Annotated in this window: 21 protein-coding genes; 18 read left to right on the top strand and 3 right to left on the bottom strand. The window is 73.2% G+C overall.

Annotation, left to right across the window (positions count from 1 at the left end; all coding sequences use genetic code 11):
* Positions 1 to 39: 39 nt before the first annotated feature.
* Positions 40 to 1,713, bottom strand: a complete 1,674-nt coding sequence (locus AC0VYM_RS12390) for a glycoside hydrolase family 13 protein (protein ID WP_475462306.1) — start codon at positions 1,711 to 1,713, stop codon at positions 40 to 42.
* A 183-nt stretch (positions 1,714 to 1,896) separates the two neighbouring features.
* Here AC0VYM_RS12390 and AC0VYM_RS12385 point away from each other — a divergent pair, with 183 nt between their 5' ends.
* Positions 1,897 to 3,171 (top strand): MFS transporter, encoded by a 1,275-nt coding sequence (locus tag AC0VYM_RS12385; RefSeq protein WP_475462304.1) that lies wholly within the window; start codon positions 1,897 to 1,899, stop codon positions 3,169 to 3,171.
* A gap of 177 nt (positions 3,172 to 3,348) precedes the next feature.
* Positions 3,349 to 4,149 (top strand): cyclase family protein, encoded by an 801-nt coding sequence (locus tag AC0VYM_RS12380; protein WP_475462302.1) that lies wholly within the window; start codon positions 3,349 to 3,351, stop codon positions 4,147 to 4,149.
* 12 nt (positions 4,150 to 4,161) lie between these two features.
* On the opposite strand, the gene AC0VYM_RS12375 is transcribed toward AC0VYM_RS12380, so the two are convergent.
* Entirely contained in the window at positions 4,162 to 5,382 is a 1,221-nt protein-coding gene (locus AC0VYM_RS12375) for a PP2C family protein-serine/threonine phosphatase (protein WP_475462300.1), read from the bottom strand.
* A 234-nt stretch (positions 5,383 to 5,616) separates the two neighbouring features.
* Between AC0VYM_RS12375 and AC0VYM_RS12370 the strand changes: the two genes are divergently transcribed.
* A complete protein-coding gene (locus tag AC0VYM_RS12370) occupies positions 5,617 to 6,363 on the top strand; it encodes a hypothetical protein (RefSeq protein WP_475462298.1) in 747 nt (248 codons plus the stop codon).
* Positions 6,364 to 6,444: 81 nt separating this feature from the next.
* On the opposite strand, the gene AC0VYM_RS12365 is transcribed toward AC0VYM_RS12370, so the two are convergent.
* A complete protein-coding gene (locus AC0VYM_RS12365; RefSeq protein WP_475462296.1) occupies positions 6,445 to 7,545 on the bottom strand; it encodes a TetR/AcrR family transcriptional regulator in 1,101 nt (366 codons plus the stop codon).
* Positions 7,546 to 7,657: 112 nt separating this feature from the next.
* Between AC0VYM_RS12365 and AC0VYM_RS12360 the strand changes: the two genes are divergently transcribed.
* The 15 genes from AC0VYM_RS12360 (at position 7,658) to AC0VYM_RS12290 (ending at position 23,542) form a co-directional block, all read left to right on the top strand.
* On the top strand, positions 7,658 to 8,620 hold the full coding sequence (locus AC0VYM_RS12360; RefSeq protein ID WP_475462295.1) for an ATP-binding cassette domain-containing protein: 963 nt from the start codon (positions 7,658 to 7,660) through the stop codon (positions 8,618 to 8,620).
* Positions 8,617 to 9,414, top strand: a complete 798-nt coding sequence (locus AC0VYM_RS12355) for an ABC transporter permease (RefSeq protein WP_475462293.1) — start codon at positions 8,617 to 8,619, stop codon at positions 9,412 to 9,414. Before AC0VYM_RS12360 ends, AC0VYM_RS12355 begins: the two co-directional genes overlap by 4 nt.
* 93 nt (positions 9,415 to 9,507) lie before the next feature.
* Positions 9,508 to 10,464 carry an alpha/beta fold hydrolase gene (locus AC0VYM_RS12350; RefSeq protein WP_475462291.1) on the top strand — a complete coding sequence of 319 codons (957 nt, stop codon included), beginning with the start codon at positions 9,508 to 9,510 and terminating at the stop codon, positions 10,462 to 10,464.
* Between the two features lie 49 nt (positions 10,465 to 10,513).
* Positions 10,514 to 11,488 (top strand): arsenic resistance protein, encoded by a 975-nt coding sequence (locus AC0VYM_RS12345; protein WP_475462290.1) that lies wholly within the window; start codon positions 10,514 to 10,516, stop codon positions 11,486 to 11,488.
* 124 nt (positions 11,489 to 11,612) lie between these two features.
* Positions 11,613 to 12,458, top strand: a complete 846-nt coding sequence (locus AC0VYM_RS12340; RefSeq protein WP_475462288.1) for a helix-turn-helix domain-containing protein — start codon at positions 11,613 to 11,615, stop codon at positions 12,456 to 12,458.
* Positions 12,459 to 12,623: 165 nt separating this feature from the next.
* Entirely contained in the window at positions 12,624 to 13,439 is an 816-nt protein-coding gene (locus tag AC0VYM_RS12335; protein ID WP_475462286.1) for an ABC transporter ATP-binding protein, read from the top strand.
* Positions 13,440 to 13,541: 102 nt separating this feature from the next.
* Positions 13,542 to 14,597 (top strand): iron-siderophore ABC transporter substrate-binding protein, encoded by a 1,056-nt coding sequence (locus AC0VYM_RS12330; protein ID WP_475462284.1) that lies wholly within the window; start codon positions 13,542 to 13,544, stop codon positions 14,595 to 14,597.
* Complete coding sequence (locus tag AC0VYM_RS12325; protein WP_475462282.1) at positions 14,594 to 16,696, top strand: iron ABC transporter permease; 2,103 nt, start codon at positions 14,594 to 14,596, stop codon at positions 16,694 to 16,696. The genes AC0VYM_RS12330 and AC0VYM_RS12325 overlap by 4 nt, the downstream gene beginning before the upstream one ends.
* 55 nt (positions 16,697 to 16,751) lie before the next feature.
* Entirely contained in the window at positions 16,752 to 17,852 is a 1,101-nt protein-coding gene (locus AC0VYM_RS12320) for a peptidase C39 family protein (RefSeq protein ID WP_475462281.1), read from the top strand.
* A 96-nt stretch (positions 17,853 to 17,948) separates the two neighbouring features.
* Positions 17,949 to 18,851 carry an aminoglycoside phosphotransferase family protein gene (locus AC0VYM_RS12315; RefSeq protein ID WP_475462279.1) on the top strand — a complete coding sequence of 301 codons (903 nt, stop codon included), beginning with the start codon at positions 17,949 to 17,951 and terminating at the stop codon, positions 18,849 to 18,851.
* A gap of 343 nt (positions 18,852 to 19,194) precedes the next feature.
* Positions 19,195 to 20,526, top strand: coding sequence for a cytochrome P450 family protein (locus tag AC0VYM_RS12310; protein WP_475462278.1), 1,332 nt, complete (start codon positions 19,195 to 19,197; stop codon positions 20,524 to 20,526).
* Positions 20,508 to 21,608: a cytochrome P450 family protein gene (locus AC0VYM_RS12305; protein WP_475462276.1), complete on the top strand. Its 1,101-nt coding sequence runs from the start codon at positions 20,508 to 20,510 to the stop codon at positions 21,606 to 21,608. Before AC0VYM_RS12310 ends, AC0VYM_RS12305 begins: the two co-directional genes overlap by 19 nt.
* Positions 21,609 to 21,721: 113 nt before the next feature.
* Positions 21,722 to 22,057: an ArsR/SmtB family transcription factor gene (locus AC0VYM_RS12300; RefSeq protein WP_475462275.1), complete on the top strand. Its 336-nt coding sequence runs from the start codon at positions 21,722 to 21,724 to the stop codon at positions 22,055 to 22,057.
* Positions 22,058 to 22,059: 2 nt separating this feature from the next.
* Positions 22,060 to 22,722: an SRPBCC family protein gene (locus AC0VYM_RS12295; RefSeq protein ID WP_475462274.1), complete on the top strand. Its 663-nt coding sequence runs from the start codon at positions 22,060 to 22,062 to the stop codon at positions 22,720 to 22,722.
* A 256-nt stretch (positions 22,723 to 22,978) separates the two neighbouring features.
* Positions 22,979 to 23,542, top strand: coding sequence for a dihydrofolate reductase family protein (locus AC0VYM_RS12290; RefSeq protein WP_475462272.1), 564 nt, complete (start codon positions 22,979 to 22,981; stop codon positions 23,540 to 23,542).
* Positions 23,543 to 23,565: the final 23 nt, after the last annotated feature.

Genomic DNA, 23,565 nt, shown 5'->3' with positions numbered 1-23,565 from the left:
CACGGATCGGGCGCGGGAGCAGGGCCCCTGTCCGGTGGATCAGGCGGTCAGGTGGACGCGGGCCTCCCAGGGGCGCAGCGGGGCCCGGGCCGGTCCGGGGTCGGGGAGGTTGCCGATCAGCGTCGCGGCGTCGGGGCCCGCCACGTCCTCGGGCAGGTCCACCTCCACCGTCCGGTCGCTCCAGTTGGCCAGCACGAGCAGCACCTGGCCGTTGTACGCGCGGGTGTAGGCGTAGACCCGGGGGTCCTCCTCCAGCAGCGGCGCGAAGCGCCCGTGCGCGATGACCGGGTGCTTCTTGCGGAGCGCGATCAGACGCCGGTAGTGGTGGAAGACCGACCCCTGGTCCGCGACGGCGGCCTCGGCGTTGATCCCCACGTGGTTCGGGTTGACCCCGATCCACGGTGTCCCGGTGGTGAACCCGGCGTTCTCCCCGGCGGTCCACTGCATGGGGGTACGCGCGTTGTCCCGGCTCATCCCGGCGATCCCGGCCATGGCGGTCGCGGCGTCCACCCGGCCGGTCTCCACCATGGTCCGGTGGTAGTTGAGGGTCTCCAGGTCGCGGTAGTCCGCGATGTCGTCCAGGTGGGCGTTGGTCATGCCCAGTTCCTCGCCCTGGTAGACGTACGGCGTGCCCTGCATCATGTGCAGCGTGGTGGCGATCGCCGTCGCGGACTCGACCCGGTACCGGCCGTCGTCACCGAACCGCGAGACCACGCGCGGCTGGTCGTGGTTGTTCCAGTACAGGCTGTTCCAGCCCCGGTCGTTGAGCCCCGTCTGCCAGCGGTTGAGCGAGGCCTTGAGCCGGACCAGGTCCAGCGGGCGGGGGTCGAACTTGCCGCCGGGACCGTGGTCCAGGTCCACGTGCTCGAACTGGAACACCATGTCCAGCTCGCGGTTGACCGGGTTGGTGTGGATGCGCGCCTGCTCCACGCTCACCCCGGGCATCTCCCCCACGGTGAGCACGTCGCGCCCGGCGAACACGGTCTCGTGCATCTCGTGCAGGAACTCGTGCATCCGCGGCCCGTTGATCGCGTGCTCGGCGAAGTCACCGTAGTCGCCGGTCAGCGGCCCGTCGGGGAGTTTGGGGTTCTTGGACACGAAGTTGATGACGTCCATCCGGAACCCGTCCGCGCCCCGGGCCAGCCACCACAGGGCGACCTCGTGCACGGCCGCGCGCACCTTCGGGTTCTCCCAGTCCAGGTCGGGTTGCGACGGGCTGAACAGGTGGAGGTAGTACTCGCCGCGCCCCTCGTCGTAGGTCCAGGCGGGGCCGGAGAAGACCGATCCCCAGTTGTTGGGGGGTCCGCCGTCGCGTCCGGGCCGCCAGACGTAGAAGTCGCGCCGGTCCGGGTCGCCCTCGCGGGAGGCGGTGAACCAGGGGTGGCGGTCGCTGGTGTGGTTGACGACCAGGTCCATCACCAGGCGCATGCCGCGCTCGTGCAGCCCGTCCCGGAGGCGGTCCCAGTCGTCCAGGGTGCCGAACCGGGGGTCGATGCCGGTGTAGTCGCTGATGTCGTAGCCGTTGTCGTCCCACGGCGAGGGGTAGACGGGTGACAGCCACACCACGTCCACGCCGAGCAGCTTCAGGTAGTCGAGTTTCTCGATGATCCCCGGCAGGTCTCCGACGCCGTCGCCGTCGCTGTCCTTGAAGCTGCTCGGATAGATCTGGTAGACGACGCTGGACTTCCACCAGTCGGCGCTGGATTCGGGCATGTGTTCCTTCTCCGCTCGTGGTTCGGCCCACCATTCAATCGTTCCGGGCCCCCGTTGTGGAGGGGAATCGCGGCGCCTTCGCGCAGCCGATCCCAAGGCGGGAAGCCTCTGGAGGTAACTGGTCTGGACCGGTAGTGTGCACACGCCCTCACGACCGGCGCGGGGGTGACGGAGGGGTGCCCCATGGAGCGCGGTGGACCGACGGACGAGCTCGACCGGACGCCGCGGAGGCCGGTGCCGCGTGGGGCGTCCGGGCCCCGGCTGTGGTCACGGGACTTCGCCCTCTTCTTCGCCGCGCGGGCGGTGGCGAAGACCGGTGACGGGATGCTCCCGGTCGCCCTGGCGGCCGGGCTGCTCGCCCATGGGCTGGGCGCGGGCGGTGTCGGACTGGCGATGGCCGCGTTCTCCGCGTTCTTCGTGGGGTTCGTGATCTTCGGCGGGGTGTTGTCCGACCGCTGGGGTGCCCGGCGCATGATGGTCGCCGCCGACCTGGTGCGCGTGGTCACCCAGAGCACGGCGGCCCTGCTGTTCCTGACGGGGCACGTGGTGCTGTGGCAGATCTGTGTGATCGGCGCCGTCAACGGGATCGCGGCCGGGGCGTTCCAGCCGGGGGTGGCCTCGGTGGTGCCGAGGGTGGCCCGGGACGTGCAGGGTGCCAACGGGGTCGTCCGCACGGCGGAGGCACTCGCGATGCTGATCGGTCCGGCGGTGGCGGGACTGCTGGTCGCGGCGGTCTCCGCGGCCGGTGTCTTCGCCGTGCACGCCGGAACCTACGCGGTGGGAGCGCTGCTGCTCGCGATGATCCGGCTCCCCGAGTCGACCCGTGGACGGGGCGAGGGGCCGGGGTACGTCGCGGACCTCGTCGAGGGGTGGCGCGAGTTCCGCTCGCGGACCTGGATGTGGTCGGTGATCCTGCTGTGGATGGTGCTGATGGTGACCATGTGGGGCCCGAAGATTCCCCTGACCTCGACGGAGATCATCCTCGGACACGGCGCCAAGGCGTTCGGACTGGTGAGTTCCGCGCTGGGTGGGGGGACCGCTCTGGGCGGGGTGCTCGCCATGCGGGTACGTCCGCGCTTCCCCCTCCGAGCGGGGGCGGTCGCGCTGTTCGGGGCGGGCGCGTACTCGATGGCCGTCGGTCTGGGGCTGGGGGTTCCGGCGCTGGCGCTGGGCGCGGCGGTGAGCGGCGCCGCCGTGGGGTTCTGGGGCGTGATGTGGATGACCAGTGTGCAGACCCAGGTGCCGGGGCCCGTGCTGGGTCGCATCCACGCCTACGAGGTGGCCGGGTCGTTGGCCATGCTGCCGGTGGGGCAGGCCCTGGCCGGTCCGGTCGCCGGTCTTCTCGGAGCGCGGACCGTGTTGCTGGTCGGCGGGGTGGCGACGCTCGCCGTGGGAGTGGTCCTGCTGTTCCTGCGGCCGGTCCGGAACCTCACCGCGGTCCCCCCGTCACACCACTGAACGGAACGCGGCCCCGTGCGGGCTCCGAGGCGGGCGCGCCCTTCGTCCCGACCCGTGGCCGCCCGCGTCCCTGATCGGAGCGGCCGCGCGCTGGCCTCGCCGCCCCGGTCCTGGGAGGGTTGACCCGACACACCCCCGGGGTACGTCCCCGGGGGTTCGCACGACGAAGGGGACGCCATGTGCTTGCACGGAACCGGTGAGACCGTGAGGGCCCGGACGGAGCACGCCGCGCCCGCCGGGCCGCCGACCCCTCCGCTCACCCCACGCCCCTGGCCGAAGGGCTTCCGACGGGTGGTCGACCTCAGCCACACCATCTCCCCCACCATGCCGTCCTGGGACGAGGAGAAACCGGTCCGGGAGACGGTCGTCCCGTCCGCCGCACCGGGGGAGTTCGGGCTCTACCTGCAACGGTGGAGCATGACCGAGCACACCGGCACGCACCTGGACGCTCCGGGCCACGTGATCGGCGGGGGCCGCCTCGTGCCCGACATCGACCCGTCCGAGCTGGTCGCCCCGGCGGCCGTGATCGACATCCGCGCCCGGGCCGCCGAGGACCCCGACACGACCGTGACGGTGGACGACGTCCACGCCTTCGAGCGCGTGTACGGGCGCATCCCCGCAGGGGCGGCGGTCCTGATGTGCTCGGGGTGGAGCTCGCGCTGGGCGGAGGGGGACGACCGGGTCCGCGGCGTCGCGGAGGACGGCTCCTGGCACTTTCCCGGCTTCTCCCCCGAGGCCTGCGACTTCCTGTTCTCCCAGCGGGCCGTCGCCGGAACCGGGGTGGACACGCTCAGCACGGACCCCGGTTGCTCCACGGACTTCGCGGCACACGAGGTGGTGGGGCGCGCCGACCGCTGGGGGCTGGAGTCCCTGACCGGTCTGGAGCAGCTGCCGCCGAGCGGGGCGATGATCACGGTGGGCGTGCTGCCCGGCCTGGACGCCTCCGGCGGCCCCAGCCGGGTCCTCGCCCTCTGGTGATCCGGTCCGGGGTCAGAGGTGGCCCCGGACCGCTCCTCCGGGGGTCCACTCCAGCAGCATGATGGTGGCGTCGTCGGTGAAGCCGCCGCGCTGGTGGTCGAGGATGTCGTGGATCAGGCGCCGCAGTGTCTCGGGGGCGGGTTCGTCGGCGGAGGCCGCCCGGATGACGAAGTCGGCGAAGCGTTCCAGCCCGAACATCCTCCCTTCGCTGTCGTGGGCCTCTGTGACACCGTCCGTGTAAAGGAGCACCTGGTCGCCGGGTTCCAGGGCGACCCGGTGGACGGTGCGCGGGGTGGTCTCGGAGACCACCCCGTCGAGGCCGAGCGGGAGTTCGGGGGTGCGTTCCAGGGCCCCCTCCACCAGGCTCTGGCGGCGGATGAGCAGGGGTGCGGGGTGGGCGCAGTTGGCCCAGGAGAACAGGCCGCTGGACAGGTCCAGGGTGGCGAAGATGGCGGTGCAGAAGCGTTCGGGGAGCCAGGTGACCAGGGCGCGTTCCACGTTCTCGGTGAGTTCCGCGAGGTCGGCTCCGTTGCGGCGGGCGCTCCGCGCCCCGGCCATGGCGACCGACGCCGTCAGTCCGGAGGCGAGGTCGTGGCCCATGGCGTCCAGGATGACGGCGTGCAGGGTGTCGCGGGTGAGGGAGTGGTCGAAGGCGTCGCCGCCGAGCTCGTAGGCGGGTTCGAGGACCGCGGTGGAGACCCCGCGCCGGGTTCCGAGAGTGCGGGGAGGGAGGAAGGCGCGCAGCATCTCGGTGCGTAGCTGCACGTCGCGGGCGCGGGTGCGGCGGACGTAGGTGTCGCTGTAGGCGCGTTTGGACGTGATGACCAGGGCCAGCAGCGCGGCGAGGGTCTGGCAGCGGCGGAGGGTGGGTTCGTCGATGGCGGGGGTGCGGATGTGCACGACCCCGATGCGGTCGGCGCCGTCCTTGAGCGGGAGCCACAGGCTGAGCGCGTCGGCGCCGCCCTCGACCAGCCGCAGGGTGTCCGAGCGGTAGGCCTCTCCGGCGATGGTGGACTCGACGTCGAGGATGGCCCCGCCGGTGAGCGGGACCAGCAGGCGTTGTTGCAGGTCCACGAGGTGGACGGTGATCTCGCCGAGGCCGATCGCCGCGCCGTAGCGGTCGGCGGCCTCCAAGACCTCGATGGGGCCGCTGTTGTGCACGGATCTGACGAGGTTCTGGAACAGGAGTTCGCTCTGGCCGAGCGCTCCCGCCTCGTCGCGTTCCTCTTCCATTCCCACCCCCACCGTTCGCGGCCGGTCGGGGGTCCCCGGCGTCGGTCACCAGTGTCGCACCGGCGTCGCCGCTCACCCAGTCTTCGGCTGGCGTGTCCCGTAGCAGGTCAAATCGGTGTATTCGGCCGCACAACCCCACCGAAGTCAACTTTGATTGACTTTTCCGGGCGGTCAACCTAGATTGACTTTCAGGGGACGACATCCACGGCCCCGTCCACCATCCGGGGAGGAACCATGACCCTCACCTTCGACGACCCCGCGCCCGACCCCGAGGACCCGCGCGCCTGGACGGCACGCGGCTTCACCGTGAACGAGGCGCGCGGATGGATCGACGCGGGCTTCCCGCCGGAGACCGCCGAGCGCTGGCGGGCGCGCGGGGTGTACCGCCCCGCCCCGGCCCGCACCTGGCGGGCCGCCGGGCTGACCCCGCACACGGTGGAGCCGGTCCTGCGCGCCGGGATGGGCCCGGCCGAGGCCGTGCGCTGGCACGAGCTGGGTTACTCCCCCGCCGAGGCGGCCGAACGGCACCTGGCCGGGGAGCGCCCCCACCGTCGACGCCCGCTCGCCCGGCTGTTCCGGCGCCGCCGCGACCGCGACCCGGCACTGGACGGCGCCCAGGCGGAGACGATGCGCGCCCTCCTACGTGCCGGTGTCACCCCGGGACTCGCCCGCGCCTACCTGGATGCGGGCTGGCGGCGCCGCGAGCCGGTCCCCTGGGCGCGGGCCGGGGTCAACGCCACCCAGGCGGTCCTGTACCGGTCACTGGGATGGACGCCCGAGCGGGCCGCGCGGGCCGCCGAGGCCGGTCGGAACGCCGAGGACATGCTCCGGGACTGGTGGGACGCGGGGATTCCCCGCGCGGACGTGGCCGCCTGGACAGCCGCCGGGTTCGGCCCCGAGGAGGCCGCCCGCGCCGTCGCGAAGGGCCGCACCGCCGCACGGGCGACGCGGCCCGGAGACGGCCGGGAACCGGACCCCTGAGGAACACGGACACCGCCGCGCGTCCCTCCGTGGCGGGGGCCCGCGCGGGCACGTACCGCGGTTTCCACGAGGAGCCCCGGCTCAGCGGGCGGTCCGAGCCCCGTTCGCGCCGTTCCTCGAACCCCTCGGAGGCACGAAGGCGCCCACCGCGTGGGCCGCGCCGCGTTCCTCGGAGCGGGCGACGACCCGGCCTCCGTGCAGGCGGAGCGCGGTCTCGGTGTCGTCGTCCGGATCGACGGCGCCGGCGGCCGCGGCCAGACCCGGGTCGAGCGCGATCCTCGGTCGCGCCCAGGCCCCGGCGGGGAAGGACGGGGACAGACAGGAGCGGAGTTCGGCCAGGGCCAGTCGGACCAACGGGAGGAGTTCGGCGGGCTCGGCGGTGACGGGCACGATCGTCACCGGCACCCCCTCCGGAGCGGCGCGCAGGGCCTCCTCCACCGCCTCCAGCCGGTGCAGCCCGAGCACCGCCACGATCCCGTCCCCGACCGGGAAGGGCTCGCCGCGCAGGGTGTCGTGGGCGGTGGGCGCGGACCAGGGTTCGTCCACGGGGCGGGCGTGCTGGACGTGGGCGATGTGCGGGAGCGGCCAGGCGTCGTCCAGGTCCACTCCGGCCAGGCGTTCGCAGGAGCGGATGACCGTGAAGGGGTCGGCGAAGCCGGGCGCGGCGGCGGCCAGCTGTCCGGCACCGTGCAGGGTGGTCAGGACGCTCTCCGCGACCCTGACCCGACGCCGACCGGGGTCGGGTTCGGTGTCGAGGCTCTCCAGGGCGCACCCGAGCAGGATCGCCTGGACCGCCGTGAGCTGGGCGAACACCCGACCCACCCGTGGGTCGGCGGCCACCTCGGCCATGAGTTCGGCCCCGACCCGCTCGTCGGCGCCGGTGAGGGGCAGGCGGGCCACCCACGCGCGGGCGAAGGCGCCCAGGGCCCGGGCGGCGTCGTCTGCGGGGCTGGCCGCCCCCGCCGGGGGTTCGCGCTCGGCCGCCTCGGCCAGCACCGCGAAGTACAGGGCGCGTTTGCCCGGGAAGTTGGAGTAGACGGCGCCCCGGGTGAGGTCGGCGCGGTCCGCGATGCGGTCGATCTTGGCGTCGCGGAAGCCGCGTTCGGCGAACTCCTCGCGTGCCGCGGTGAGCACCCGCGCCCGGTTGCGTTCCTGCTGCTGTGCCCTGCTGAGCCGGACCATCTTCCTCCTCGTCTCGGTCCCCCCATCCTACGTTGAGATACCAGCAGCACTCAGATACTGTCATCATTCAAATGTCAACATCATTTTAAACCCTCGGAGGGTGGAGTGAACCATGACTGAGTACGCGTTCCAGGCCCGGGGCCTGGTCAAACGGTTCGGCCGGACGACAGCGCTGTCCGGCGTCGACCTGGCCGCCCGCCCCGGGTCGGTACTCGCCGTCCTCGGCCCCAACGGCGCCGGGAAGACCACGGCCGTCCGCGTCCTGGCCACCCTCGCCCGCCCGGACGAGGGCACCGCCTCGGTCGGCGGCTTCGACGTCGTGCGCGAGGCCCCTCGGGCGCGTCGGCTGATCGGCCTGACCGGTCAGGGCTCGATGGTCGACGACGAACTCAGCGGCCGGGCCAACCTGGTGCTCCTCGGCCAACTGCTGGACCTGCGCCGGGGCGAGGCCCGCGACCGCGCCGACCACCTCCTGTCCCGCTTCGGCCTCACCGACGCGGCCCACCGCCCCCTCGCCACCTACTCCGGAGGTATGCGGCGCCGTCTGGACCTGGCGGCCAGCCTGGTGGGTCGGCCCAGCGTGGTCTTCCTCGACGAGCCGTCCGTGGGGCTGGACCCCGGACGGCGCGAGGACCTGTGGCGGATGGTCCGCGAACTCACCGCCGAGGGCACCACCGTGCTGCTCACCACGCAGTACCTGGAGGAGGCCGACGCCCTCGCCGACGGGATCACGGTGATCGACCAGGGCCGCGTGATCGCGGACGGCACGCCCGCCGAGCTCAAGCGCCGGGTGGGCGGGCAGGCCGTGTCCCTGCGGACCGCCGACCCCGCCCGGACCGATGAGGCCGCCGAGGTCATGCGACGGGTGACGGGCCGCGAGCCCGAGCGCACCCGCCACACCCTGTCCGTACCGGTCGGGGGCGACACCCCGGCCTGGGACATGGCCCGGGACCTACGCGACCGGGGGATCTCGGTGACCGAGTTCTCCCTGCACCTGCCCAGCCTGGACGAGGTGTTCTTCGCGCTCACCGGAGCGCAGCGGGACACCGGCACCGAGAAGGAGACCGCCGCATGAGCACCACCGAGGCCCGCACCGCCGCCCCGCGCCCGGCCCCCCTCGTCCGACACAGCCTCGTCCTGGCCCGGCGCGGCCTCGCCAAGTCCCTGCGCAACCCGGGTTCGCTGGTGAACGGCGTGATGACCCCGGCCCTGTTCATGGTCCTGTTCGTGTACCTCTTCGGAGGGTCGGTGTCCGGCTCCACCGGCGCCTACCTCCAGTACCTCTTCCCCGGCGTCCTCGTCATGGGCGCGAGCATCGCCGGGATGCTCTCCTCGGGGCTGACCATCAACATCGACATGAAGAAGGGGGTCTACGACCGCTTCCGGAGCCTGCCCATCGCACGCTCCGCCCCGCTGCTCGGATCGGTCCTGGCCGACCTGGCCCGGTACCTGGTCACGGTGGTGGTCCTGTTCGCGATCGGATACCTCATGGGTTTCCGGGTCGAGACCGACCCCGGCTCCGCGCTCGCCGCCTGCGCGCTGGCCGTCGGCTTCGGGTTCGGCCTGAGCTGGGTGATGGTGTTCCTGGGCGTGCTGCTGCGCGACGAGGGAGCCGTCATGGCCGTCACCTTCGTGGCGATCCTGCCGCTGCTGCTGGGCACCAGCATGGCCGCGCCGGTCGGGACCCTGCCCGGCTGGCTGCGGGCGTGGGCCGAGACCAACCCGGTCACCCACGCCATGGACGCCGCCCGCGCCCTGCTCACCGGCACCCCTGCGGGTGACTCGATCACCCTCACCCTCGCCTGGTCCGCTGGGCTGGTGGCGGTCTTCGCCCCACTGTCGGTCCGGGTGTTCAACCGCGAGCGCTGACGGGGACTCCCCCGGCGCACCCCGCTCCCCTAGGCTGGCCCCTCCGGTCCGGTTCCCCGTCGGGCTCCCCGGCGGGGCTCGAGAGGAGTCGCGTTGAGCGTCCAGCACCACCACGTCGAGGTGAACGGCCTCCGCCTGCACGTCGCGGAGCAGGGGGAGGGCCCACTCGTCCTGCTGCTGCACGGGTTCCCGGAGAGCTGGTACTCGTGGCGGCACCAGTTCGCCGCCCTCGCCGACGCCGGGTACCGGGTGGTCGCCCCCGACCAGCGCGGATACGCCCGCAGCGACCGCGCTCCCAGCTCCGACGAGTACAGCCTCCCCCACCTGGTCGGCGACGTCACCGCACTGATCGGCGCGCTGGACGCCGAGGACGCCGTGCTGGTCGGGCACGACTGGGGCGCGGTGGTCGCCTGGACCACGGCGCTGGTCCGCCCCGACCTCGTCCGCGCCGTGGCGGGGCTGAGCGTGCCGCCGGTGCCTCCGGCGGGGATGCCGTCCGTCACGTCGTCCCGGCGTACCTACGGTGACGGCTACTACCAGGCCTACTTCCAGGAGCCCGGCCGGGCCGACGCCGAGTTGGCGGCGGACCCGGCCGCGACGGTCAGGCGGATCCTGGTGGGTGCCTCCGGCGCCAACCTTCCGCGTCCCTGGGTCGTCCCCGAGGGCGCCCGACTGCTGGACGCCCTGCCCGAGCCCGAGGAGCTGCCCGCATGGCTCACCGCCGAGGACGTCGAGGTGTTCGCGGCGGACCACGCGGCCCCGGACGCCTTCACGGGACCGCTCGACTGGTACCGCAACATCGACCGCAACCAGGGACTGATGGCGGCCTTCCAGGGGCTGCGCGTCGAGGTCCCGGCGCTGTACGTGGTGGGCGACCGGGACATGGTCACCACCCTGGAGGGCGTCCCCGAGCTCCGCGCGGCGCTGACCGGAATCGCGCCGAAGCTGCACGCTGACGTCACCCTGCCCGGCTGCGGCCACTGGACCCAGCAGGAGCGGCCCGAGGAGGTCAACCGGGTCCTCCTGGACTTCCTCGCCGCCGTACAGTGAACGGGTCCGCGGCCCCCTGAGCCGTCCCGCGCCCGAGGAGATCCGACCGTTGTCGACCGCCGAACGCCTCCAGAGCCTGTTCGTGGCCCTGGCCGCCGCGGCCGGACTGGTGGCGGGCCTGCTGGTGCCGATCGGCCCCGCGGCCGAGCACGCGGTGCTGCCCGCCCTGCTCGTCATGCTCGCCGCCGTGTTCGTCCGGATGGACGCCGCCCACGTGGGTGAGGTCCGCCGCGCCAGGACACTGGTGGCGCTGAGCCTGGTCCTGAACTTCGCGTTCACCCCGGCGCTGGCCTGGGCCCTGGGAGCGGGCCTGCTCGGCGGGCAGCCGGACCTGCGCGTCGGACTGCTGTTGCTGCTGGTCACCCCCTGCACGGACTGGTACCTGGTCTTCACCGCCATGGCGCGGGGGCACACCGGGATCGCCGCCGCTCTGCTGCCGGTCAACCTGGTCCTCCAGCTGGCCCTGTTGCCGGTGTACGTGCTGCTGCTGGGCGGGCGGGCCGCCATGGTCGACGCGGGCACCCTCGCGGAGGCGGTGCTGCTCGTCCTGGTGGTACCGCTGGCCGTGGCGATGCTGGTGCGGTGGGGTTCGGCCCGGTTCCGGGACGCCGACTGGCGTGAGCGCCACGTGACCGGACCGGCCGGGCGCCTGGTGCTGCCGCTGCTGTACACGGCCGTGTTCGCGATGTTCGCCTGGCAGGCGCGCACGGTCCTGGAGCACCTCGGTGACCTGGCGGCGCTGTTGGTGCCCCTGGCGGTCTTCTTCGCGGTTCTGCCGTTGGTCGCACTGGGCCTGTCCCGGACGTTCCGGCTGCCCGCCGACCAGAGGGTGACCCTGGCCATGGTCACCACCGCCCGCAACTCCCCCATCGCGCTGGCGATCGCGGTGGCCGCGTTCCCCGACCGGCCGCTGATCGCGGTCGCCCTCGTGGTCGGCCCGCTGGTGGAACTGCCCGTGCTGGCCCTGCTCGCCCAGGTGGTGCGCGTGCGTCGTCCCGCCGAGCCGGGGACCACCACGGCCTGACCCCGTGCGCGCCCGCCCCCGAAGCAAGAGCAGCCCCCCATGTGATGACCTGGGCGAATTCGGATATTTTGGGGTGTCGGCACAGGTCGTCGTCGGTGGCGGGAGTCGAGGGGGTGGGGCGCCAGTGGCTGCGGCCGAGATCGCGGTGGCCTTCGAGGGCGCCGGGCTGGGCGCCTGGCGGCGCGAGCCCAGGACCCGTCTGCGTCGGGCCTCCGCGCTGCCCGAGGGCGCGTCCTCCCCCTTCGTGATCGTCTCCGAGTCCCACCCGCCGGGAGGCCCCACCGAGTGGGAGCCGCACGCGCACCCCGCGCACGAGCTGGTGTGGGTGAGCCACGGGGCGCTGACCGCCCGGGTGGGTGACCGCCTGTTCACGGTCTCGGCGGGGTGCGGCCTGTGGGTGCCCGAGGGTGAGGTGCACGCCGGGCGGCTGACGGCCGGGGCCGGGCTGCACAACGCCTTCTTCTCCCCGGACCGCACGCCCCTGGCGTTCGGGGGGCCGACGGCCGTCACGATGACCCCCGCGTTGGAGTCGCTGCTGATCCACCTGGCCCGCACGGACATCGACGCCGGGGCGCGCGCACGCGCGGAGGCGGTCGTGTTCGACCTGCTGGAGCCGACCGCCCCCCGGCTGGCGCTGCGACTGCCCGGCGACGCCCGGGCCGACACCATCGCGGAGGCGCTGATGGCGGACCCCGCGGACGACCGTTCCCTGGAGGAGTGGGCCCGGGACCTGGGCACCAGCCCGCGCACGATCAGTCGCGTGTTCCGCGCGTCCACGGGGTTGTCCTTCGCGCAGTGGCGACAGTCACTGCGCGTCCACCGGGCCCTGGCACTGCTCGGTGAGGGTCTTGAGGTCCAGGAGGTGTCCGAACTGCTCGGATACGCCCAGACCAGCACGTTCATCGACGCCTTCCGACGCGTGATGGGCACGACGCCGGGCGCGTTCACGGGCGGCCCGCACGGGCGCTGACCGGTTCTCCGTATCGGCTGTCCGGAAGTCCTGATTGCAGCCAGGACGCGGCCGAACCTATTCTGAGTGAGTGAAGGCTAACCTAACTTCCCCTGGCGTCCGCCCTGCTCACGGCGGACGCGTCGCACCCACCGGGCGGGTGGCGCGCCGAGCGCCGCACCGCCCGTGAGCGCCCTGAGCGGTGACCGGCTCGTCCTCGGCCACGGCGGGACCACCGTGGTCCACGGAACCTCGCTGACGATGACCGCCGGTCAGGTCACCGCTCTGGTGGGTCCGAACGGCAGCGGCAAGTCCACCCTCCTGCGCGCCCTCGCCCGACTCCACCGGGTCGACGGCGGCCAGGTGACGCTCGGCGGCCTCGACGGTGCTCCGGGCCGCCCGGCGTCACTGCTCAGCGCGCGCCGGTTCGCCCGCGAGGTCACGCTGTTCGCCCAGTCCCGGCCCGCCCCGGAGGGGCTGACCGTGAGCGAGGTCGTCGCCTTCGGCCGCCACCCCTACCGTCGCGGGTTCTCCGGTCTGACCGTCGAGGACCGGGACGCGATCGAACGCGCGATGCGCGTCACCGGGGTTCGGGACATGGCCGACCGCGCCGCCGGACGGCTTTCCGGCGGGGAAATGCAGCGCGTCTGGCTGGCCGCCTGCCTGTCCCAGGACACCGGCGTGGTGCTGCTCGACGAACCCACCAACCACCTGGACCTGCGCTACCAGGTCGAGACCCTCGACCTGATCCGCGACCTGGTCGAGGACCACGGAGTCGCGGTCGGGGTCGTGCTGCACGACCTGGACCACGCCGCGCGCGTCGCGGACCGGGTCCTGCTGTTGAGCTCCGGCCGGGCGCACGCCGAGGGACCGCCGTCCGAGGTGCTCACCACCGACAACCTCAGCGAGGTCTACGGCATCCGGATCGAGGTCACGGAGGACCCGGCCACCGGTCGGCTCCGCATGGACCCGGTGGGCCGTCACCCGGCCCACCACCGGTAGGCCCCCGGGCGGCCCCACCCGGGCCCACACCCTCCTCCCCACCCTTCTTCCCCGCCCCCTCAGCGAAGTCCCCAGAGCAGTACAGAGCAGAGAGAACCCATCATGACCAGTGCCCGCAGACTCGCGACCCTCACCGCCGTGGCCGTCGCCCTGATCGCGTCGGGGTGCGGCACCACGAGTGTCGACGAGACCGAGTCCGAGGCCGTCGCCGCGCCCCCTTCACAGGCCTGCGCCGCGGACACCACGGCCACCTCGACCGACCCGGTGACGCTGACCGACGGGGTCGGCCGGGAGGTGGAACTCGACCGGCCCGCCGAACGCGTCGCGGTCCTGGAGTGGCAGCAGGTCGAGGACGCCCTCACGCTGTGCGTCACCCCGGTGGCCGTCGCGGACCCCGAGGGCTACAGCACGTGGGTGAGCGCGGAGGAACTGCCCGAGGGCGTGGCGGACGTCGGCAACCGCGAGGAGCCCGACCTCGACACCCTGTACGCGCAGGACCCCGACCTGGTCATCGTGGAGGCCGCCGGACCCGACGACGAGATCATCGCCCGGCTGGAGGAGCGCGGCGTACCCGTCCTCGTCACCCGGGGAGCCGACCCGGCCGACCCCATCGGCAACATGCTGAACGTCTTCGAGCTGATCGGCGAGGCGACCGGGCGCACCGAACGGGCCGACCAGGTGGTGCGGGAGTTCGAGGACCACCTGGCCGAGTCCCGCGAGCTGGTGGCCGACGTCGACCTCCCCACCACCGACTTCCTCTTCTTCGACGGTTGGCTCCAAGGCGGCAACCTCACCATCCGCCCCTACGGCCAGGGTGCCCTGTTCACCGCGCTCGGTGAGGAGCTCGGGATGACCTCCGCCTGGACCGACGACATCAACGACGCCTATGGCGACGGCGGCGTCGACCCCTCCTACGGTCTCGCGCAGACCGACGTCGAGGGCCTGACCGCCGTGGGCGAGGCCAACCTCTTCTACGCCAACGACGAGGGTGTCGGCGGCTACGTCGAGGAGCTGGAGAAGAACCCGATCTGGACCTCCCTCCCGGCCGTCAAGGAGGAGCGGGCGCACGCCTTCCCGCCGCGCGTCTGGGGCGCGGGCGGCCCGCGATCGACCGCGCAGGCGATCGACGCCTTCGTCGACTCCCTCACCCAGGAATGAGCGGTCTTCGTACCGCCGGGTCCCGTCCGGCTCCGCCGGCGGGCCCCGGCCCTCGCGGCGCGGCCGCCGGGGCGGCGGTGGTCGCGGGCCTGGCCGCCGCGATCTGCGCGCTGGGCCTGTGGCACCTCACGCAGGGCACGTCCGGCGTGGGGTGGTGGGACCTCGTCCGGTTCCTCGCGGGTGACCGGGAGGAGGTCAGCGGGGTGCCGGTCGGCCACGTGCTGGAGGGTTCGCGGCTCCCCCGCCTGTTCGCCGGCGTGGCCGTGGGCTTCGCCCTGGGCGTGGCCGGGGCGCTCCTCCAGTCCGTCACTCGCAACCCGCTCGCCTCCCCCGACACGCTCGCCGTCACGGCGGGTTCCTACTTCTCGCTCACCCTGGTCGCCGCGTTCGGCCTCGCCGTCCCGCTCTGGGCCTCGGGGCTGGTGGCCTTCGGGGGCGGACTGCTGGCAGCCGCGCTCGTGTTGGCGCTCGCCGGAAGCGCCGGAGGGACCGCCACCACGCGGCTGGTACTGGCCGGTTCGGCGTTGGCGATGGCACTGGACGCGGCCACCGGCATGCTGCTGATCCTGTTCAAGGACAACACCACCGGTCTCTTCGCCTGGGGCAGCGGGTCCCTCGCCCAGCTCAACATCGACGCGTCGCTGCGCGCGATGCCGCTGATCGCGGCGGTACTCGTGGTGGCCCTGCTGCTGAGCCGCCGTCTGGACGTGCTCAGCCTGGGCGAGGACACCGCGTCCTCACTCGGTGTCCCGGTACGCTCCACCCGGATCACGGCGGTGCTCTGTGCCGTGCTCCTCACGGGGGTGTCCGTGACGCTCGCCGGGCCGATCGCCTTCATCGGGCTGGCCGCCCCCGTGCTGGCGAGGCTGGTCGCAGCCCGTGTCCCCGCCCTGCACCGGCACCTGTTCCTGGTGACCGTCTCCGGACTGCTCGGCGCGGCCCTGATCCTGGTCGCGGACGCGTCCCTGCGCGCCGTGCTCGGTGCCGAGGGCGCCGCGTCCATCCCCACGGGCGTGCCCACGGCGCTGCTGGGCGGCCTCCTCATCGTCGTGCTGGCCCTGCGTCTGCGTGACGCGGGTCCGCTCCGCCACCCGCCGGGGGCCGGGGCCGGTCCGCGCTCGCCCCGGAGGTTCCTCGGCGTCCTGCTCGTGACCGCCGCGCTGCTGGCCGCGGCGGCGCTGGTCGGCGTGCTCGCGGGCAGTCTGTGGCTGCGGACCGGGGACCTGGCGCTCTGGTTCCAGGGGACCGCTCCGGACCTGGTCGGACGGGCCCTCGACGACCGCGTTCCCCGAGTGGCCGCGGCCGTCCTCGCGGGAGCGGCGCTCGCCCTGGCCGGGAGCGTCGTCCAGGGCACCGTGCGCAATCCCCTCGCGGAGCCGGGCCTGCTGGGCATCACGGCCGGCGCGGGCCTGGGCGCGGTGATCGTCGTGACCTCGAACCCGGCCGGAGGGGCCGGCTCCCTCACCACGATGGCGGTGCTCGGGGGTCTGGCCACCTTCGCGCTGATCTGCGCCCTGGCCTGGCGGGGAGGGCTGCGTCCGGACCGTTTCGTCCTGATCGGCATCGGGTGCGGGTACGCCCTGAGCGCGGTCACGACGTTCCTCCTGCTGCGCGCCGACCCCTGGCAGACACCGCGTATCTTCACGTGGCTGTCCGGGACGACCTACGGCCGGACCCTGCCCGACGTGCTGCCCGTCGCCGTGGCCCTCCTCGTGGCGGCGCCCCTGGTCCTCGGGCTGAGCCGCCACCTGGACCTGCTGGCCGTGGACGAGGACACCCCGCGCATCCTGGGTATGCGGGTGGGCCCGACCCGGTTGGCGCTGCTGGCGCTCGCCGCCGTCCTGGCCGCCGTCAGCGTGGTCGCGGTGGGGGTGGTGGGCTTCGTCGGGCTCGTGGCGCCCCACCTGGCCCGTTCCCTGGTCGGCGCCAGGCACGCCCGGAGCGTTCCGGTCGCGATGCTCTCCGGCGGCCTCCTGGTGTGCGTCGCCGACACCCTGGGCCGCACCCTGATCGCGCCCGCGCAGGTCCCGGCCGGGCTGATGATCGCCCTGGTCGGCGGCCCCTACCTGATCTGGATCCTGCGCCGCTCGCGCGCATGAACGGCGACGGCGCCGCACCGGCGCCGTCCACCCCCGCGAACTCCCGGAGCACCGCATGCACTCCCACCGCGAGGTCCCGTCCGAGGACCGTGTCGTCGTCCCGTTCGACCCCGCCGCGCCGCCACCGGAGCTGGTGCCGGTCGTCCCGGCCGGGGTACGTGAACGCTGGGGGGCTCCCGACCGCTCGACCCACTCCCCCGTGATCGTGGCCGTCACCGACGGGGCGTCGGGCGCCTGGACCGGGGCGGCCCTGGTGACGTCCCGGCCCGGTTCGGCGTACGCGAAGATCGTCGACGCGGTGGGGGACGGGCCCCGCACCGTCGGGGCGGTCGTCGCGTTCGCGCGCGAGCGAGGGCTCTCCCAGGTCAAGTGGGAGGGGTGGACCGTGAGTCCCGGGCAGGCGGGCGCCCTCGGTTTCACCCCGCTGGAAGGCCCGCGCGGTCAGGTGGACGACCCCGGTCAGCCATCCTCCGGCCACGTGCGCTGGCTGGTGGACTCCGAGGTGGCCGAGCCCCCGTACTACCGGCAGACCACCACCTTCACCTGCGGGGCCGTCACCGCGCTCACCGCCGGGGTCCGGGCGGGGGCGCTGTCAGCCGGGTCCCTCGACCGCGCGGCGGAGTTGGCCCTGTGGCGTGAGGCCACCAACTTCCCCGCCTGCGAACCCGTCGGCCTGGGCCTCGCCGTCCACCGCGCTCGGCCGGACGCGACCGTCACGGTGCGGCTCGACACCGACGCCCCCGTGTTGCTCGACTCCTACTCCGGGGACGAGCGGGAGTGGCGCGCCGTCCTCCAGCGCGGTTCCCGGGCCGACGCGGCCCGGGCCGGGCTGCCGGTCGACCCCCGCCGCCTGTCCCCGGAGGAGCTGCGCGCGACCGTCACCGGGGGCGGACAGGTCCTCCTGCTGCTCTCGCTGGCCACGATGCAGGGGTTCGACGTACCCCACTGGGTGCTCTGCCACGGCGCCGTGCCGGGGGCCGTGGTGGTCGAGGACCCCTGGACCAACGCCGCGACGGGCGACACCTGGGTGGACGCGCACCTGCTGCCCGTTCCGGACGCGTCGCTCGACGCGATGTCCACGCTGGGGCCGGACGGCTACCGCGGGGCCGTGCTCCTGGAGCGCACCGGACGTACCGGGGGGCGAAGCGCGGGCTGACCGCCTCCGCAGCGGAAAAAGCGGTGGACACCCGGAGGCTCCCGAGGATGGGATGGGGCAGGACCGCCCCGCCCCACCACGGAGGACAGCGACCCGATGACGGAGACCGCCGCACCCGAGCTCCCCGCGATCGACACCCGGCTGGTCCGGCGACTGGTGGACGACCGGTTCCCGCAGTGGGCGGGGCTGCCGCTGCGGCCGGTCCGCCCCGGCGGCCTCGACCACGTGATCCACCGGCTGGGCGACGACCTGTCCGTCCGGCTCCCCCGCCACGCGGGCGCGGCCGGGCAGGCGGCGAAGGAGTCGCGGTGGCTGCCGGTCCTGGCGCCGCACCTCCCCCTGGCCGTACCGGAACCCGTGGCCGTGGGCGAGCCGGGGTTCGGGTACCCGTGGTTCTGGTCGGTGTCGCGCTGGCTGCCCGGGGAGACGGCGACGGTCGAAAGGCTCGCGGACAGCGCCGCCGACGCCCGCCTGCTCGCCCGTTTCCTGGCCGCCCTCCAGCGGAGCACACCCCGTGACGCACCGGAGCGCCTGGCGGGGGAACCGCTGGTCCTTCGTGATCCGGACACCCGGGCGGCCATCGAACGGCTCTCCGACACCTTCGACCCCCGGGCCCTGACCTCGGTCTGGGAGGCCGCGCTCGACGCCCCGGTATGGAACCGCCCGCCGGTCTGGTTCCACGGCGACTTCCACACCGGCAACCTGCTGACCGGCGCCGGAGGGGTGAGCGCCGTGATCGACTTCGGCACCCTGGGCCTGGGAGACCCCGCGCGCGACCTGATGATGGCCTACACCCTGATGTCACCCGCGTCCCGGACGGAGTTCCGGGCGGAGCTCCGATCGGAGCTCGGGCTGGAGCCCGGGGAGGACGACGCGCTGTGGGCCCGCGGCCGGGGCTGGGCCCTGGCCACCGGCCTGAACGGGCACGCCCACGCCGCCGCGCACCCGGTCGTCGCCGCGCAGACCACCCGCCAGATCGAACAGGCGCTCCTGAGTTAGGGAGGGTCGGCTCCGGTGTCCGACGGGGGCACGCGCGGCGGCGCGTGGTGGTCCTGGTCACCGGCGCCGCGCGGGGCTGCCCCGCACCGGCCGCACGCGGAACGACCACGGCACGACGCCACCGCCGCTCATGGACCGTGTGTGCGCGGGCACGGCCGCGCTGGTCAGCACACCCGCGCCCGGTTTCGACCCCGATGTCCGAACCCGGGGCCCGGTCCGTCCTGAGCAGCGCTCTCGCCGGAACGCCCGATGGGGCAAGAGATTCAGGAGTGACGCAAGATGTAAAAAGTACCCAAAGTTTCATTAGACTGGGCGCTTCGTCGCCTCCCAGGACAGGATGCCCGTGGCCCCCCGATGCCCGTACGCCGAGCTGCACTCCGCTGAATTCGCCGCCGACCCGCACACGGTCAACCGGCGCATGGTCAAGGAACACGGCCCCGTGTTCCCCGCCGAGATCTTCCCCGGGATCAAGGCCTGGGTCGTCGCCGACTACGCGCTGATCACCGCGTGGTGCCGGGACACCCGCACCTTCCGCCGCGACTCGCGCCTGTGGCTCGACTGGCGCGAGGGCCGTATCCCCGACGACGCCCCGGTCGTGGCGATGATGATGCACCGCCCCAACCTCCTGTTCTCCGACGGCGACGAGCACGCCCGTCTGAAGCGCTCGGTGATCGACTCCCTGGGCCGCGTCCCGGAGAGCCGGATCGGGGAGATCACCCGCAAGCACGCGGACATCCTCATCGACGCCTTCTGCCAGCGCGGTGAGGCCGAACTCGTCTCCGAGTACGCGCGCCTGCTCCCCCTCCTCGTCCTGTGCGAGATCTTCGGCTTCTCCCGTGACATCGGTGAGCGGGTGCTGAACTCCCTCAGCGCCCTGTGGGACGGCATCGACGTCGTCAGGTCCAACGGCGAGTACGAGCGGGCGCTGTCCGACGCGATCTCGGCCAAGCACGCCCAGCCCGGCGAGGACGTCACCTCCTGGCTGCTCCAGCACCGCTCCGGGCTCAGCGACGAGGAGCTCCTGCACCAGCTGGTGGTGACCATCGGCGCAGGGGCCGAACCCACCGCCAACCTCATCTCCGGGACCACCCACACGATCCTGGCCGACGACGAGGTCCGGCAGGCGTTCCGGGGCGCCCGCGTGGGCGTCAGCGAGGCGATCGACCAGCTGCTCTGGGTCGACCCCCCGGTCAACAACTACCCCGTCCTGTACCCGGTGAAGGACGTGCGGGTCAGCACCGGCACGGTGATCAGGGCCGGTGAGCCGATCCTGCTCGGGTACGCGGCCGCGCACGCCACCATGGCCGGGGAGGGCCCGGACATCGAGTCGGGCAACCGCGCGCACCTCGCCTTCGGGGTCGGCCCGCACCGGTGCCCCGCACAGGGGTTCGCGTACGCTATCGCCCAGGTCGGGGTGGAGAGCCTCACCAAGCGCCTCCCCGACCTGAGGACGAGCAAGGAGGAGGTCCTGCGACGACCCGCCCCCTTCGCTCTGGCGCTCTCCCAGCTGCCGGTCACGTTCACCCCCGCCTCCCCGAAAGGCACGACACCTCCATGGCAACAAACATCCCCGTCCTCCACCCCTACGACCTCCACCGACAGACCGCAGAACTCCGCTCCCGAGGCCCCGTCGTCGAAGTTGAGATCGTTGGTGGCGTGGTTGTTCGGGCGCTGACCGGACACGAGGTGCTCATGGAGGCCCTCGCCCACCCCGGGGTCCGCAAGGAGGTGCGCCACTGGCGCCCCTGGACCGAGGGCGAGATCCCCATGGACTGGCCGCTCATCTCCTGGGTGGCCCCGGACAACATGCTCACCGCGGACGGGGACAGGCACCGGCGGCTCCGCGCCCTGGTGTCCCAGGCGTTCACCCCCCGCCGGGTGGAGGCCCTGCGCCCGCGCGTCGAGGCGATCACCGCGCGGCTGCTCGACGACGTCGAGGCCGGCGGTCCGGGGCCGGTCGACCTCCGTGCGGGCCTCGCGCTGCCCCTGCCGATGACGGTGATCTCCGAACTCTTCGGGGTGGGCGAGGAGTACCGGGACACCCTGCACACGCTGATCCACCGGGTCTTCGACGCCACCATCACCCCGGAGATGGCCGCGCAGACCAACACGGACCTCCAGAGCTTCCTGAGCGGCCTGGCCGAGGCGAAGGCGAAGAACCCGGGCGACGACATGACCAGCGCGCTGCTCGACGCGCGCGCCGAGGGTGACGAGCGCCTGTCGCAGAGCGAGCTCGTGTGGACCCTGATCCTCATGATCGGCGCGGGCTACGAGACCACGATGAACCTCATCGGCAACGCGGTCCACGCCCTGCTCACCCACCCGGACCAGCTCGCCCTGATCCGCGACGGCGAGGCGACCTGGGCCGACGCCGTGGAGGAGACCCTGCGCTGGGACGCGAGCGTCCAGTACCTGCCGCTGCGCTACACGGCCGAGGACGTCACCCTGAGCGGGGTGCCCGTGCCCAAGGGCGAGGCCCTGCTGATGGGCTTCGGCGCCTCCGGTCGGGACCGGGCGCAGCACGGGGAGGACGCGGACGTCTTCGACCTGCGCCGCGCCCAGAACTCCCACCTGGCCTTCTCGCACGGCCCCCACTTCTGCCTGGGCGCGGGGCTGGCCAGGCTGGAGGGGGTCACGGCGCTGGAGCAGCTGTTCACCCGGTTCCCGAACCTCCGCCTGGCCGAGGGCGAGGAGATCCCCGAGTCGGCGTCGATCGTCTCCAACGGACTGGACCGCCTGCCCGTCGTCCTGGGCTGATCCGGACGCACACGACGAGGCCCCGCGCGCCCTGGCGGCGCGCGGGGCCTCGTCGTTCCCGCGACTTTACCTCAGCATCCACTTATATAAGCGAAGATTGATATACTCTGGTCATGCATGCCTTCGACGTACTCGGAGACCCGGTCAGACGGCGGCTCCTCGAGCTGCTCTCCGACGGGGAGCTGAGCTCCGGCGAACTCACCACGGTGGTCCGCGAGGAGTTCGGGATCAGCCAGCCCGCCGTCTCCCAGCACCTGCGGGTCCTGCGGGACCACGGCTTCGCGACCGTGCGCGCCGAAGGCACCCGGCGGCTGTACTCGGTCGACGCCGAGGCGCTGCGCCCCGTGGACGACTGGCTGGATCCGTTCCGCCGGTTCTGGGCGCCGCGACTCGCGGCCCTGGAGACCGAGATCGCCCGGGGAAAGCGACAACGACGCATCCAGGAGTGACCATGAGTGAGCGCACACCCGTCGACGTGGACGGACAGATCGAGGCCGTCTCCCGCAGGCTGGACACCGGGGAACGCGACCGGCAGCCGACCCTGGTGTCCACCATCAGCCAGCGGTACGCGACCACGGTCGAGGACCTGTGGGACGCGTGCACCTCCACCGAACGGCTCCCCCGCTGGTTCGCCCCGGTCACGGGCGACCTGCGCCAGGGCGGCCACTACCAGGTGGAGGGCAACGCCAACGGCACCATCGAGACCTGTGAGGCGCCGCGCTCCTTCACCGCCACCTGGGAGTTCGGCGGGGGCGTCAGCTGGATCGCGGTCCGAGTGGACCCCGACGGCGACGGGGCCCGGCTGACCCTCGAACACAGCGCGTACGCGGACATGGAGGCGCAGTTCTGGCAGCGGTTCGGCCCGGGCGCCACCGGCGTGGGCTGGGACATGGCCCTGCTCGGACTCGCCCTGTACCTGGGCACGGGAGCGAACATGCCCGAGGAGGCCGAGGGCTGGGAGGCCACGGACGAGGGCCGTCGCTTCGTCACGGCGAGCAGCGCCCGCTGGGCGGAGTGCAGTGTGGCCATCGGGACGCCTCGACCCGACGCCGAGGCGGCTCGGGACCGCACCACCGCCTTCTTCCTCGGTGAGGAGCCGCCCGCCGAGGGCTGACCGGAGAGGCCGAGGGCTGACCGGAGGTTGAGGGCTGAGCGGAGGTCGAGGGCTGAGCGGAGAGGAGGGGGCCGCCGCGACGCCGTTGTCGTGGCGGCCCCCTCGTCCAGGAGCCTGTCACCCGCCGACACCCGGATCAACCCACGTCGGCGCTCGGCGTGTTCGGCGCGCCACCCGCGCGCGGGTTTCCCCGGATTGTCCGGAGCCGGTGATACACATCTCGGGACAGCAGCACCCCAGCCGTGAGGAACCCGCCATGCGCAGCCTGATCGTCACCGCCTTCGTTTCCGTCGACGGGGTCATGGAGGCCCCGGGCGGGGAGTCCGGGTACCGCAACTCGGGCTGGACCATGAGCTCCGTGGAGATGGACGAGGCGGCCTTCGAGATCAAGGGCCGTGAGCAGGAGGAGGCGGGCGCCCTGCTCCTGGGACGGCGCAGCTACGAGGCGTTCGCCCCGGTGTGGCCCCGCATGGAGGAGTTCGCCGGATACAACTCCAAGCCCCGCTACGTCGTCTCCACCACGCTCACCGAGGAGGACCCGCGCTGGCCCGCCACGATCCTGCGGACCGTCGAGGACGTCGCGGAGCTCAAGCGGACCGAGGGCGGCCCGCTCTCCGTCCAGGGCAGTGCCACGCTGGGCCACGCCCTGGCCGACGCCGGGCTGGTCGACCGCTACCACCTGCTGGTCTTCCCGGTGCTCCTCGGAGCGGGCAGGCGCCTGTTCAGCGACACCGACCAGGACCTCACCCGGCTCAGCCTCGTCGAGCACGAGGTGTACGCGAACGGCGTGCAGAAGCAGGTCTTCGACGTCGTGCGCTGAGCCCCGGGCGGCACCGTTCACGT

It is taken from the genome of Nocardiopsis sp. iso_237 (assembly GCF_056173345.1).
Note: the sequence above shows the minus strand (reverse complement) of the source record. Positions and strands in the feature narration are given on the sequence as shown.